Here is a 13,799-nt window from a genome sequence, read left to right as displayed (position 1 = left end):
TATGAACGTAACGATTTTGCATGGCTACAGTGCGTCCAACTCCGGTGACGGTCTGCTCGTCGATCTGGCCATTGCTCTGGTGCAGCGTAACTTCGGTGACGACACCGCGATCAGTGTCGTGGCGTCCGACCCCGAGTCGTTCAACTACTTGCCGCACCCGCGTTTCGATGCGCCGGTGATGGCGGCCAAGGGTCTGGGGCGGGTCAAGCAAGCGGTGTTTCTCAATCAGTCCTATGCCGGGCTCGCTGATCTGCTGAAGAAGACCGATCTGATCGTCGGTGTCGGCGGCGGTTACATGCGTTCGAAAAGCGCCTTCGAGCACATTAAGCTGAAGCTCGGCCATGCCAAGCAACTGGAAACCGCGATTCTCAGCAAAGTGCCGTCGGTGTACCTGCCGCAGAGCATCGGCCCGTTCCACGGTGAGAGCAGCAAGATCGTCGAACACTACGCCAGCGCCGATGCGGTGTTCGTGCGTGACAACCGTTCCTCGGCGATTTTTGACGCTTGCGAAAACGTCTACCGCGCGCCGGATCTGGCCGTGCAGTCGCTGGCGAGCAAGATTCTTCAGCAACCGAAATTCACCCGCTGCGCCGCCTCGCCGGCGACGGTGTGCGTGGTGCTGCGCAAGCCGCCGGAGTGGAGCAAAGAGAAGAAGGTCGCCTACGTGGCCAATCTGAAACTGCTGCTGCAGCGTCTGAAGAACAAAAGCAAAGTGGTCTGCGCGGTACAGAGCGCGGTGCGGGGCAACGATGACGGCGCGTTCTACCGCGAGCTTGGCATCAACGAAGACCTGCTGTCGCTGAAGGCAACCATCGCCAAATACCAACCCGATCTGGTGATCTCGGTGCGTCTGCACGGCGCCATCGAATCGCTGCTCTCCGGCGTGCCGGCGTATCACATCAGCTACGAGCGCAAAGGCTTTGGCGCCTACCAGGACATGGGCGTCGAGGACTGGGTGATCAATGGCGGCGACATCGACGTCGACACCATCATCAACACCGTTTACGCGCCCAATGCCTTGGCTGATTTCGGCAAGCGCCTGACCGACACCTGCCGCGAAATCGAAGCGAAAACCGTGGCCATGGACGAAATCATCAAGGGTGTCGTTCGATGATATTTCGGCTGTTGCTTCGCGGCGGAGCCTTGGGCGCGAAGTTCTTGCTGGTGTTGGCCATCACCCATTACCTCGGTTACGAGGCGCTGGGTTTTTATGGTGTGGTGGTCGCGGCGTCGCTGATCGCTTCGAAGTTCTACAGCGTCGGCTTCAGTTCCGAGATCAACCGGCTGATCAGCGTCGGCGGCAGCTCGCGGCGGGTGGTCGACAAGGTTCTGCTGCTGTATCTGGCGGTCGGGCTGTTGTTGTCGGTACTGACGGTGCTGGTCTATTCGCTGTTCCAGTCGGTGGAAGCAACCGCCACGTTGATCCTCTGCGTGACGCTGGTGTTGCTCACTGAGCACCTGTCGTTCGAAATCAATTCCTTCGTGTTTTCCGCGCAGAAAGCCACCGCCGGTGCTCTGCTGTTCTTCATCAAGACCGGCCTGTGGGCGGTGTTGGCGGTGGGCGGCATGGTGCTCGGCTGGGTCGCGGGCATCGCCAGTGTGTTGTGGCTGTGGGTCGCCGCCAACGTGCTGGTGATCATCGCCGGTTATTTGATCGTGGTGAACGTGCACAAGGGCCGCGAGGCGACGGTGCTGGATACCGCGAGGGTGTGGAAGGCCGGGTTGCCGTTCTATCTCGGCACCGGTCTGATCGCCCTGAGTCAGTACGCCGAGCGCTTTCTGATCATCGACCTGGAGCCCTACGCCAGCCTCGGTAAATATGTGTACGCGTGGTCGGCGGCCAATACCTTGCAGGCATTGTCTTATGCGGTGGTGGCGGTGGTCGGCATTCCGGTGCTGGCCAAACGGTTTCAGGCCGATCAGCAGGCGTTCACGGTCAGGCAACTGTTCGTCAACAAATGGGTGATGCGCTCGCTAGTGGTCTCCGCCGTTGTGGCCGTGGCGATCTATGTGTTTTTCAATGTGCTCCTCGATTACGTCGCCAGCAGCGTGCCGCGCCCGGATAACGCGCTCCTCGCGGTGCTGATTTTTTCCTTCGCTTTGCGGGCGATCGGCGACATCGTCTGGGGCGGTTTGATTGCTTCGAAAAACAGCCGGGTGTCGCTGGCCAGCGCGGCGCTCTGCCTGCTGATTTCAGTGCCGGTCAGCTATGTGCTGATCAAGCATTACTCGATCTATGGCGCGGCGTGGGGCAACGTCTTCGCCATTGTCGTGCAACTTGGTGTGATTGCAGTGTTGACCCGTGTCACCGGAGCGAAAAAGGCTGCGCTGTCATGGGCTTGAAGCTGCCGCGCATCGAGTTTCGTGGGCGCACATTCGATTCGTCGATTTCCTTCCTGATTCTGTTCACCGGACTATTTCTGTCGGTGGCGATGCCGTTGCTGGTGCCACGCGATCCGGGGCCGGACGCGATGACGTTGTGGTCGTCATATGCGCGTGCCGACAACTGCAATTTCTGGAATCCGTTCTCACCGGATCGCTCGTCCTACGAGTGTTCGGCGTTCCTGCTGCGGCCTACCGGGATCAACCTGACCAATGCCTGGGCCTACGGCATGTTCTGCAATTTCTTCCTCACCGCAATTCCGGTAGTGGTGTTCCGGCGCATGCCGTTGACCATCTTCGGCACCCTGTGCCTGTGGGGCATCGTGCGCTCGTTTTTCCTCGAGAACCTGACCAAGGAAATCATCGTGTCGGTGGCGGTGTTGAGCATTCTGCTCAGCGCATTGACGCGCAAATATCGCGGCGGTTTTTTTCTCTCGGCGGTGATTTACGGTGTGCTGATCCGGCCGTACTGGATTCTGTTTTCGCTGTCGTGGGTCGGCGTCTGCGTGATGAAAAAGTACGTCTCGCGCTTCACCTTCTTTCTGATGCTGTTCCTGTTTTATCTGGCGGTGGCCATGGCCATTCAGCTGGCGCTGGGCTTTCCGGTGTCGTCGATCCGGGCGAGCAACAACGAGCTGCGCACGGCGGGCGAGGAGGGCTCGAAGTCGCTCATCGTGTCGTGGCTCAGCGGCAGTGACTTCGTCTCCCAGGCGCTGGATTCGATGATCATTTTCTTCCGGCTGTCGTTTCCGGTTGAGCTGATTCTGCTGTCCGGACCGGGGCAGGTGATCTTCGTTGCGCTGATGATCATGACCGCGCTGCTGCTGTTCAAGGTCATCACTTCGACCGACTACAAGGGCGCGCCGATCCAGACCAAACCCAAGGAACTGATCGCGATTCCGCTGGCGTTTCTGTTGGTACAAGGCTTGTTCGAGCCGGACTTCGGCTCCTTTGCCCGACACTTCTCGATGGTCGTGCCGGTGTTGTTCGTCGGCCTGGGCTTGATGCTGCGCGCGAACAAACCGGTGCAGGTCGAATCAAGAATTCTCACTTAAGGCAGGTGCTCTATGTCGAGCAAGAAAAAATCCCTGGAGATCGAAACCCTGCGCGGCCTGGCGTGCCTGCTGCTGGTGCTCTATCACGTCATCGGCCCGCTGGGCGGCGGCTTGAAGATCGACATCGGCTCGCCGTTCCGGGTCATCGCCGACTCGATGGTGTATGTGCGCATGCCGCTGTTCACGTTTATCTCCGGCTACATCTATTCGATCTACAAGATTCGCGGCAATGACTTTTCCGCCTTCTTCGCTGGCAAGGTGCGGCGGCTGATCGTGCCGCTGTTCTGCGTCGGCGTGCCGTTCTCGGTGCTGCAAGCGGTGGGGCCGGGGGTGAACAAGGACGTCGGCGTGATCGACGCGTTGTTGTCGTTCTGGGTGCCGATCAACCACTTCTGGTTCCTGCAGGCGGTGTTCAGCATTTTCATCTTCGTCGGCTTGCTGGAGTGGCGTGGCCTGCTGCGTTCGGCGACGCGGCTGTATGGCTTGTTTGCGTTTGCTGCGGTGTTGTTCCTGCTGCCGCCGTTGCCGCTGGATGCGTTCGGTATCAACGGTGCGATTTACCTGCTGCCGTTTTTTGTTGCGGGGATGATCGGTCAGGAAAATGTCGATGTTTTGAAGCAGCGTTTCAAAGTGATCGGGCCGCTATTGTTTGTGCTGATCTCGCTGACGTTGCTGTACGTCGCGGCGATTGATCGAGAGCTGATTGTTGATCGCCGCAGCCTGATTGGTTTGACGGTGGGTTGCGTGTCTTGCATTGCGTTGCTGTCGAGTGACATGCGTTCGAGAGCGCTGACCTGGCTGGGCGGATACTCCTATGCGATTTTCCTCTTTCATGTTTTGTTCGCGGCGACCTCGCGGTTTGTTCTCGGGCGCCTCGGCGTGAAGGATGAGAGCTTGCTGGTGCTCGGTGGTCTGAGTTGTGGATTGCTCGGGCCGGTGCTGTTGGCGATGGTGTTCAGTCGGTTCAATTTCACTTCGGTGTTGTTCCTTGGAGAGCGTGCGGCGAAGCGGAAACCGTTGGCGCCCATCACCCCGGTGGTACAGACGCAATCCTCCCTGTAGGAGCTGACGAGTGAAACGAGGCTGCGATCTTTTGATCTTTTGTCGTGGCTTGCGAAGGTCAGAAGATCGCAGCCTCGTTGCACTCGTCAGCTCCTACAGTGGATTCGTGCAAGTCACACCATCCTTGTGGGAGCGAGCCTGCTCGCGAAGGGTTCATCCCCGTACAAAGGAAATATTCAATGATGCCAGTAGACGCCCCTCAACCAGTCGCCACCTCGGCCATCACGGTAGACGATGCCCGCCAGCGCTTTGCGCAGTGGCGCGACGGCAAGGCCTGCAAGGTGCTGGCGGTTTCGGTGATCGGCGACAGCTACACCGCCGGGCAGGATTTCTACCTGAACAAACTGGTGCAGCGAGTGGCCGCCGAGGTGGGTTTTGCCGGCCCCGGTTACGTCGGTTTCAACCACGGCGCGGCGCTGGGCGGCACGCACTTCAAATACACCCGCAGCAGCGACAAATACTTCGGCGGCGGCTGGAAGGTTTCCGACCTGGGCCAGGCCAGCCCGGACAGTCGCACGATCAGCGGCAAGCCGGGTGCCTGGGTGCAAGTCGATGCCAGCCCTTCGCCGCGCATCGATACCACGGTCACTCAGGCGAAACTGTTGTATCTGGGCAACGGCGAATCCGATGAGTTGCGCTATCGCTGGTCGCCCGCGCAGGCCTGGCAACCGTTGAAACTCGCAGGCTCAGGCGTTCAGGAAGTCGCGCTAGCGGGTGCTCCATCAGCCGCAGACTGGTCATTCAGACTGGAAGTGGTGAAGGGCGCGCCGACGCTGTTCGGCCTGTGGCTGGGCAACGCTCAGCAGGGCGTGCGGGTGTCGAAACTGGCGGCCTCCGGCGCGGCATCGGCCGATTTCTATCACGCCGATCCGCAGTGGCAGACGCAATGGAAAGCCGTGGTGTCGAAGATTCCGGCCGACGTGTACCTGATCATGCTCGGCGGCAACGATCAGGGCTTCGGCGTCAAACCTGCGCAGTACCTGCAGAACGTTCAGGGCCTGGTGAGCATGCTGCGCGAGATCCAGCCAGCGGCGAGCATCAACCTGATCATGCGTCAGGACACTACGCGCTCCAGCGCTTACCCGATGTCGGCCTATGCGCAGGTGCTCGAGCCGTGGGCGCGTGAGCAGCAGCTCGGTTTCGCCAACCTGCAATGCGCATTCGGCCCCGACGTCAAACGCTACGCCAGCGCGATGATCGGCCCGGACAGGATTCATCCGTTGCCGGCCACGGGCGGGAAGGTGATTGCCGATTATTTTTATGGCTGGATAACTGGTACGAGTACCGGTTGCGACGACTCGCCACCATGATCGTTCCCACGCGGAGCGTGGGAACGATCAATGCTGACTGTGCCGCCGCTTTCGCGAGCAGGCTCGCTCCCACAATGGATCGGCGTGAAGCCCGGGTGATCAGGCGTCGTGCTTGAAGGCGTCGATGAGCCCCAGCAGTTCGTCAAGCTTGCGCGGCATCAACCGCGCATCACAACGGGTTTCAACATTAATGATGATCGCCGGGTCGTTGCAGCAGATGCGCACGCGAAAGCGCCAGTCGCTGAAGATCACTTTCAGGCCATCGCGGTCATCCATTTCCAGCGCCTGTTCGCCATACAACGCCTTCAGGTGCGCGAGCAGCGGATAGGGATCACGCAGCGGCCGGCGAATATCGCCGGACGCAGGAAACACACCGATCCGCTCCACCAGCAGAATCGTGCCCAGCCAGGTTTCGTTGGCGCTGGGCAGCGGTTGATGGCGCGACAACCAGCTCATCACCCCGAGGTTGCCCACCTCACGTTCAATCTCTGTCGAATGTTGTGCAATGTTCATGGTTGCCTGCCTGTGGGGAGAGAAAAGCCGTCTCAGCGGCCTTTGAGGTACACGTTGTCGTAGCAGAAATTGGTCGCCTGCAAGTAACCCTCGGCATCGCCGCAATCGAAGCGCAGGCCTTTGAATTTGTAGGCCAGCACGCAGCCGTTTTGCGCCTGTTTCATCAGTGCGTCGGTGATCTGGATTTCGCCGCCCTTGCCCGGTTGGGTGTCGGCGATCAGGTCGAAGATGTCCGGGGTGAGGATGTAGCGCCCGATGATCGCCAGGTTCGACGGCGCGTCCTGCGGCGCCGGTTTTTCCACCATGTTGTTGACCCGGTAGATGCCCTCGGAAATCAGCTCACCGGCAATCACGCCGTACTTGTGAGTCTGGTCGGCGGGGACTTCCTGAATGGCGACGATCGAGCAGCGAAACTTCTTGTACAGCTGGATCATCTGCGACAGCACGCCGTCGCCTTCGAGGTTCAGGCAGAGATCGTCGGCCAGCACCACGGCAAACGGCTCGTCGCCAATCAACGGGCGTCCGCTGAGGATCGCATGCCCAAGCCCTTTCATTTCCACCTGACGGGTGTAGGAGAAGGTGCAGGTGTCGATCAGCTCGCGGGTGCCGGCGAGGAATTTCTCTTTCTCGGTGCCACGAATCTGGTGCTCGAGTTCGTAGCTGATGTCGAAGTGGTCTTCCAGCGCGCGTTTGCCCCGGCCGGTGACGATGGCCATGTGTTGCAGGCCGGCGTCCCGTGCTTCTTCAACGGCGTATTCGATCAACGGCTTGTTGACGATCGGCAGCATCTCTTTCGGCATGGCTTTGGTCGCCGGCAAGAAACGCGTGCCGTAGCCGGCAGCGGGGAACAAACATTTACGAATCATAAAAGTATCCTGGACAGTCATGGAACACAGGCGACGGTTGCGCACCAGAAAGTGGCGGCAAGTTTCAATGATTATTGAAGGCTTACTTTAATACCCGAGTCAGGTTGTTGCTGGCAATTAGTTGCGCTGTTAAAAAGCGCTAATGTTATGAGATGTCGACTACTTGGTTATAAGTTATTTTTAGTCGGTATCTATCGATAGTGATAAGTATCCAGGGAGTGCTAATAAGTACCCGTCAAACAGTTTGACCGGCAAAAATAATTATTGCCAGTGGTTGAACTAAATTTGTTTGAGGTTGTTGTCGCCCTGTTTGTGTGAATTGCTCCGCATATCCACCAGGCATGGCTTGACACGCTACCGGGTATTTATTCAATGACGGACCGCGCTATGAAGATTCTGGTAACGGGTGGTGCCGGCTATATCGGCTCGCATACCACACTTGCATTGCTTGAAGCAGGTTATGAAGTTGTCGTTCTGGATAATCTTTGTAACAGCAGCGACGCAGCACTTCACGCCGTTGAGGCCATTTGCGGCAAAAGTGCATGGATGATTCGCGGCGATGTCTGCGATCGGCCGCTGCTCGACCGGATTTTCCGCGAGCATCAGATCGACGCCGTGCTGCATTTCGCCGGGCTGAAAGCTGTGGGCGAGAGTGTGCGCAAGCCGCTCGAATACTACGAAACCAACGTCGGCGGCAGCATCACCCTGTGTCAGGCGATGGCAGCGGCGGGGGTGTTCCGGCTGGTGTTCAGTTCCTCGGCGACGGTGTACGGCGAGCCTGAAGAAATGCCGATTCGCGAGGATTTTCCGACGGGCAATCCGACCAATCCCTACGGCCAATCCAAGCTGATCGTCGAGAACGTGCTGCGCGACCTGAGCCTCGCCGAGCCGCGCTGGAGCATCGCGCTGCTGCGCTATTTCAATCCGATCGGCGCTCACGCCAGCGGGCACATGGGCGAAGACCCCAACGGCATCCCGAACAATCTGGTGCCGTATATCAGCCAGGTTGCGGTCGGCAGCCTGCGTGAGCTGTCGATCTTCGGTAACGATTACCCGACCGCCGATGGCACCGGCGTGCGCGATTACATTCATGTCGTCGATCTGGCGGATGGGCATTTGAAAGCGTTGCAGTCGATCAGCGAGCGCACCGGCATTCACACCTGGAACCTCGGCACCGGCGATGGCTACAGCGTGCTGCAAGTGCTGCATGCCTTCGAACAGGCCTGCGGGCGGCCGGTGCCGTACCGGATGATGCCGCGCCGCGCCGGTGATATCGCCGAGAGTTTTGCCGATGCTTCGAAAGCGGCGAAAGAACTCGGCTGGAAAGCCACGCGCAACTTGCAGGACATGGTTGCCGACACTTGGCGCTGGCAGTCGAATCATCCCAATGGTTATTCAGGGTGATGGCCATTTAGTCCGATGTTAGTTTCAGTCAGGTTGTTAGATAACGTCGGGAAATTACACTGGCAATGCCTTTTGCAAGTCCGTAGATATAAACCTGCCGTTCGACTTTAGCAGTTGCACAGGACTGTGAAAGAACAACGGATCTTGTTCGCGCTCTTTGCGGACTTGAAAGCTACCAGCTCTGACACAGATCTGTTTTTTAACAGTTCGAATGTTAGAAAGGAGTTGTTATGAAAAAAGTGATGGCAGTTGCCCTGTTGACGATGTTGAGCAACTGGGCTGCCGCCGCTGAAGCACCGTTGACAGCGGTAACCAATGTAGGTGGCAGTGTGGCGGCTTCGCAAGCGCCCGCGGCCAGTACTGCAATGGTTGCCAGTGCTGTAGCGGCGTCCAACAGCGGTGGCAGTGCCAACGGCGGTACCACCGGTACGACGGGTACCACCGGTACAACCGGCACGCATAACTAACAGGAACATTTGTTAGTGCAGTACAGAGTCGCCCGACGCAAGTCGGGTGACTTTGTTTTTTGGATTCGCCCTTGAGTAGCGTAGTGCCATTATGACTCGTAGTGTTTATCTTTTAATGTTGGCAAGTCTCGCTTTGCAAGGTTGCATGTTTTCCCCCGGCCAGTACCTGAGCACCAGCGATATCACCCGCCAGGGTGCCAGCGAAAGCAGTCGGGTCGAGCTGATCCCGATCACCCCGAAGCTGATCGCCATGAACCGCGCCACGCAAAAGCGTGAGTCACTGCCGGCGGAGCTGCTGGTAACGCCGGCGGAATATCGCATCGGCAACAACGACGTCTTGTACATCACCGTCTGGGATCACCCGGAGCTCACCGCCCCCTCCGGCGCGCAACAACAGATCGATGCCAACGGCCGTCTGGTGCGCTCCGATGGCACGCTGTATTACCCGTTCATCAAGGAAGTCCAGGCCGCCGGCCGGACTATCCAGCAACTGCGCGCGGACATCGAACAGCGCTTGTCGGCATTCATCGCCGAGCCGCAGGTCGACGTTGCAGTATTGCGCTTCGCCAGTCAGAAAGTCGTGGTCACCGGCGCCGTCACGAAGGCCGGCCCGCAAGCGATTTCGACCAATCCGTTGAGCGTGGTCGAAGCCCTCGGTTCCGCTGGCATCGACACCAATAACGCCGACTTGTCGGGCCTGCTGCTGACGCGCAACGGGCGGGTCTATCCACTCAATCTCGACACGCTCAATCAGCAGGATTCCGAACTGCAGAACGTCTACCTCAAGGGCGGCGATCAGCTGTATCTGCCGTACAACGACAACAAGCGCATCTACGTCATGGGCGAGGTCAACCAGCCGCGCGCGCTGAGCTTCAAGACTGCGACCATGAATCTTTCCGACGTGCTCGGTTCGGTCGGTGGCCTGAGTCAGACCAGTTCCAATGGCAACGCGGTGTACGTGATTCGCGGCGTGGAAAATCTCGACGTCGAGCCGGCGAAGATCTATCAGCTCGAGGCCGAATCACCGACCGCCATGGCACTGGCTTCGCACTTCCAGGTGCGGCCACAGGATGTGGTCTACGTCGGCCCGGCCAACGTTACGCGCTGGAACCGTTTCATCAGCCAGTTGGTGCCGTCGGCGTCGATTGTCGGCACCGGGGCTTCGGCAGCGAAGAACTGGAGCGAATACAGCAACAACAGCAAATAAGGCCGCCCGACTGTGAACCTATTGAAAGTGGGCGTCTGCCTGATGGCGGCCTCGTTGCTGTGCGGCTGCAATCCTCTGATGAGCGCGTCGCTGAACAACCTCAAGGCCGCCGTCGTCGGCCCCGACGAGGTTGATGTGACAGCAGCTGAGGTCGCCGGGGTCAACTACCCGCAACTGAAACTGACCACACCGTCCGGCTCAGGCGTGCTGGCGCTGGTGCGCGAGCGCGAAGACCTGCAATTCTGGGTCGCCTCCGGCAAGCAGGTGTTGCTGCTGCGCGATGGCCTCGCCGTGCGCAGTATCGGCCTCGGTCTGCAAGGCGACCTGGATGGCACACGGCTGGCCGATGATTCGCCGTTCAAGCACGGTCTGCATCACGTCGCCGACGGTTTCACCACACAGCGCTGGATTGATCTGTACAAGGGCCAGGAAGTCGGCGTGATCGTCAACAGCCGCTTTTCGCGCCGTTCCACCGAGACCCTGGAGATTCTCGACAAGGCTTACTCGGTGCTGCGCGTCGATGAACAGATTGACGCGCCAGCCATCGGCCTCAGCGCGACCAACCGTTACTGGGTCGACCCGCGCGACGGTTTCATTCTGCAAAGCGAGCAACAACTGACCTCGCAATTGCGCGTGAAGCTGGTTCAGCTGACGCCTGATCGCAGGCATCTGCCGTGAAGCGCTTTAGCATTTTGGCAGCGGGCCTTTTGCTGATCGCTGGAGCGAGTCAGGCCGCCGTCACTGTGTCCGGCGACGTCGCCAATCCCGGTCCGATTGCATTGCCGCCGGGTGGACGCCTGTTCGATGTGATCAGCGAAGCCGTGCCCAATGCCGAAGGCTATTGGCTGGCGGGCGGCTTGTTGCGCCAGTCGCTGGTCGAGGAACAGACACGGCTCAAGGTCGGCGTGTTGTTCGATCTCGAGGTGCTGCAACGCATGGCGACGCTGTTTGATCGGCCAAGCCGCGCGGCATTGGCACAGCGCATTGCTGAAGAAATCCGACAAATGCCAGTGACCGGACGGCAGATCGCTGACCTCGATCCGGTGGCGGTGGAAGTCGGCTTCGCGCGCAACATTCGCTTGGATGACGGCGATCGGCTGATCTATCCGAAACGGGTTGATGAAGTGCAGGTGCTGGGCGCGGTCACCGAGCCATGTCACTTGCCGTACCAGCCATTGCAGGAGGCCCGCGAATATCTCGAAGGCTGCTCGATTCTCGACGATGCCGAGGCCGATTACCTGTGGTTGATCCAGCCCAACGGCGTGTCGCGGCGCGTCGGCATCGCGCACTGGAATCGCGAGTCCGGGCAGTTTCCGGTGGCCGGCAGCAGGATTCTGGTGCCGATAAAAAATGATGATCTAGATCCGCCTCTTCCTGAATTGAATCAGCAGTTGGCCGAATTCATTGCCACGCAGCTGGCCGAGGTGGTTCGTTGAAGTTACGTTTTGCAGCTGTGTTGTTATTGCCCTGCGGTCTGGCCCACGCCGAGCCGCGCATCACCCAGAATGACTTCGGTGGCACCGGTCTGTTGCAGACGCCAACGGCGCGCATGGCCCCGGCCGGCGAGCTGAGCGTCAATGCCAACCGCACCGACCCGTACAGCCGCTACAGCGTGTCGTTGCAACCGCTGGACTGGCTAGAAGGTTCGTTTCGCTACACCGCGATCACCAACCGGCCGTACGGCTCGGAGGCCCTCAGCGGCAGCCAAAGCTACAAGGACAAGGCGGTCGACGCCAAAGTACGCCTGTGGCAGGAAAGCCACTGGGCGCCGGAAGTGGCGCTGGGCTTTCGAGATATCGGTGGTACCGGTTTGTTCTCCAGCGAATTCTTCGTCGCCAACAAGCGCTTCGACAATTTCGATTTCAGTGCTGGCATCGCCTGGGGCTACATCGGTAATCGCGGCGACTTCGACAACCCGCTGGGCTACGTCAGCAATCGCTTCGACACGCGCCCGGCGCTGGAAGGCACCGGCGACGTCAACTCCGGCGCGTACTTTCGTGGCAAGCCTTCACTCTTCGGTGGCGTGAGCTACCAGACGCCGTGGGATCGGCTGAGCCTGAAGCTGGAATTCGAAGGCAACGACTACAAGAACGAGCCGAAGGACAACGAGATCAAACAGGACTCGCCGATCAACCTTGGCGCGGTGTTCAAGGTGACCGATTCGATCGATCTGAGCGCTGCCTGGGAACGGGGCAATACGGCGATGTTCGGCGTGACCTTTCACACCAATTTCGTCAGCCGCAAGGCGCCGGCCAAGACCTACGATCCGACCCCCGAACCGCTGCCGGCGAAGGCGCCGACGACCTCGATGGAACAGGTCAACTGGGCCGATGTGTCGCGGCGTTTGCAGCAGAACGCCGGGTACAAGGTCGAGCGCATCAGTCAGCGCGATTCCGAACTGATCGTCTACGGCGAGCAGCAGCGGTATTTCCATTCGTCCAAAGCCGTTGGCCGCGCGAGCCGGATTCTCGACAACAGTGTCAACGACGACATCGACTGGTTCACCGTGGTCAACAAGCGCTATGACTTGCCGCTGGAAGAAACCAGCCTGCCGCGCCAGACCTTCCGCGAAGTGATCAACAATGAAGAACCGTTGGAGTCGCTGCATCGCACCACCGAAATCAACCCGGCGATGCCGCGCAATGAGAAGACCCTCTACACCGAAGCGCCGCAGCATTTCAGCTACGGCGTGGGTCTGGGCTTCAAGCAGAACGTCGGCGGCCCGGATGGTTTGCTCTATCAATTCAGTGCTGATGCGGACGCGGAATATCGCTTCAACCGCAACACCTGGTGGAGCGGTTTGCTCAGCGCCAACCTGGTCAACAACTTCGACAAATTCGTCTACGACGCGCCGAGCGGATTGCCCCGCGTGCGCACGGATTTGCGCCAGTACCTGACCACCTCAAACACGACCATGCCGTTGTTTCAGCTCAGCCATGCCGAGCAGTTGGATAAAGACCTGTACGGCATGGTGTACGGCGGCTATCTGGAATCGATGTTTGCCGGCGTCGGCGCGGAAGTGTTGTTCCGCCCGACCGGCGAGCGCTGGTCGCTGGGTGCGGATCTGAACTGGGTGCGCCAGCGTGATTTCGATCAGGGCTTTGCCTTGCGCGATTACTCGGTGGTGACCGGGCATATCACCGGCTATACCGACCTGCCATTCGATACGCTGGCGGCGGTCAGTGTCGGTCGTTATCTGGCCGGGGATTGGGGCACGACCGTGGATATCTCGCGTGAGTTCTTCAATGGCGTGCGCGTCGGTGCCTGGGCAACCATCACCACGGCCAGCAGCGCGGAATATGGCGAAGGTAGTTTCGACAAGGGCCTGTACCTGTCGATCCCGTTCGACGAGATGATGAGCATGTCGACCATGCGCCGCGCCAACCTGGTCTGGGCGCCACTGACCCGAGATGGCGGCGCCAGACTGAGCCGCAGCTATCAACTGCACTCGATGACGGATAGCCGGGAAGGGGACATGTTCTATCGCAACTTCGAGAAGATTACCGAGTAAGCGCTGGTCTGTGGGAGCGAGC

13 protein-coding genes are annotated in these 13,799 nt (G+C 59.4%); 11 read left to right on the top strand and 2 right to left on the bottom strand.

The window, feature by feature from the left end:
• Position 1: 1 nt before the first annotated feature.
• The 5 genes from AB4N73_RS12655 (at position 2) to AB4N73_RS12635 (ending at position 5,809) form a co-directional block, all read left to right on the top strand.
• Positions 2 to 1,114, top strand: coding sequence for a polysaccharide pyruvyl transferase family protein (locus AB4N73_RS12655; RefSeq protein WP_041477306.1), 1,113 nt, complete (start codon positions 2 to 4; stop codon positions 1,112 to 1,114).
• The gene (locus AB4N73_RS12650; protein WP_460143537.1) at positions 1,111 to 2,343 is read left to right on the top strand and encodes an MATE family efflux transporter; all 1,233 of its coding nucleotides are present in this window, start codon (positions 1,111 to 1,113) and stop codon (positions 2,341 to 2,343) included. Before AB4N73_RS12655 ends, AB4N73_RS12650 begins: the two co-directional genes overlap by 4 nt.
• Positions 2,334 to 3,437, top strand: a complete 1,104-nt coding sequence (locus tag AB4N73_RS12645) for a hypothetical protein (RefSeq protein WP_056791467.1) — start codon at positions 2,334 to 2,336, stop codon at positions 3,435 to 3,437. Before AB4N73_RS12650 ends, AB4N73_RS12645 begins: the two co-directional genes overlap by 10 nt.
• A gap of 12 nt (positions 3,438 to 3,449) precedes the next feature.
• Positions 3,450 to 4,499, top strand: coding sequence for an acyltransferase family protein (locus AB4N73_RS12640; protein WP_150741244.1), 1,050 nt, complete (start codon positions 3,450 to 3,452; stop codon positions 4,497 to 4,499).
• 179 nt (positions 4,500 to 4,678) lie between these two features.
• Positions 4,679 to 5,809 carry an SGNH/GDSL hydrolase family protein gene (locus AB4N73_RS12635; protein ID WP_460143536.1) on the top strand — a complete coding sequence of 377 codons (1,131 nt, stop codon included), beginning with the start codon at positions 4,679 to 4,681 and terminating at the stop codon, positions 5,807 to 5,809.
• Between the two features lie 99 nt (positions 5,810 to 5,908).
• On the opposite strand, the gene AB4N73_RS12630 is transcribed toward AB4N73_RS12635, so the two are convergent.
• Together AB4N73_RS12630 and galU are read right to left on the bottom strand one after the other, a co-directional pair.
• On the bottom strand, positions 5,909 to 6,322 hold the full coding sequence (locus AB4N73_RS12630) for a mannose-1-phosphate guanylyltransferase (RefSeq protein WP_016770593.1): 414 nt from the start codon (positions 6,320 to 6,322) through the stop codon (positions 5,909 to 5,911).
• 32 nt (positions 6,323 to 6,354) lie between these two features.
• Complete coding sequence (galU, locus tag AB4N73_RS12625) at positions 6,355 to 7,188, bottom strand: UTP--glucose-1-phosphate uridylyltransferase GalU (protein WP_027611481.1); 834 nt, start codon at positions 7,186 to 7,188, stop codon at positions 6,355 to 6,357.
• A 387-nt stretch (positions 7,189 to 7,575) separates the two neighbouring features.
• Here galU and galE point away from each other — a divergent pair, with 387 nt between their 5' ends.
• The 6 genes from galE (at position 7,576) to AB4N73_RS12595 (ending at position 13,777) form a co-directional block, all read left to right on the top strand.
• A complete protein-coding gene (gene galE / locus AB4N73_RS12620; RefSeq protein WP_073471420.1) occupies positions 7,576 to 8,592 on the top strand; it encodes a UDP-glucose 4-epimerase GalE in 1,017 nt (338 codons plus the stop codon).
• A 230-nt stretch (positions 8,593 to 8,822) separates the two neighbouring features.
• A complete protein-coding gene (locus AB4N73_RS12615; RefSeq protein WP_016775457.1) occupies positions 8,823 to 9,059 on the top strand; it encodes a hypothetical protein in 237 nt (78 codons plus the stop codon).
• 91 nt (positions 9,060 to 9,150) lie between these two features.
• Complete coding sequence (locus tag AB4N73_RS12610) at positions 9,151 to 10,266, top strand: polysaccharide biosynthesis/export family protein (protein ID WP_177180896.1); 1,116 nt, start codon at positions 9,151 to 9,153, stop codon at positions 10,264 to 10,266.
• 12 nt (positions 10,267 to 10,278) lie between these two features.
• Positions 10,279 to 10,944, top strand: coding sequence for a YjbF family lipoprotein (locus tag AB4N73_RS12605; protein WP_460143535.1), 666 nt, complete (start codon positions 10,279 to 10,281; stop codon positions 10,942 to 10,944).
• The gene (locus AB4N73_RS12600; protein ID WP_323621287.1) at positions 10,941 to 11,702 is read left to right on the top strand and encodes a capsule biosynthesis GfcC family protein; all 762 of its coding nucleotides are present in this window, start codon (positions 10,941 to 10,943) and stop codon (positions 11,700 to 11,702) included. Before AB4N73_RS12605 ends, AB4N73_RS12600 begins: the two co-directional genes overlap by 4 nt.
• The gene (locus AB4N73_RS12595; protein WP_460143534.1) at positions 11,699 to 13,777 is read left to right on the top strand and encodes a YjbH domain-containing protein; all 2,079 of its coding nucleotides are present in this window, start codon (positions 11,699 to 11,701) and stop codon (positions 13,775 to 13,777) included. The genes AB4N73_RS12600 and AB4N73_RS12595 overlap by 4 nt, the downstream gene beginning before the upstream one ends.
• The last annotated feature ends 22 nt before the right edge of the window (positions 13,778 to 13,799 follow it).

The organism is Pseudomonas sp. S3_B08, from assembly GCF_054667725.1.
The sequence above is the reverse complement of the archived record's forward strand: the minus strand, read 5'-3'. Positions and strand labels throughout refer to the sequence as shown.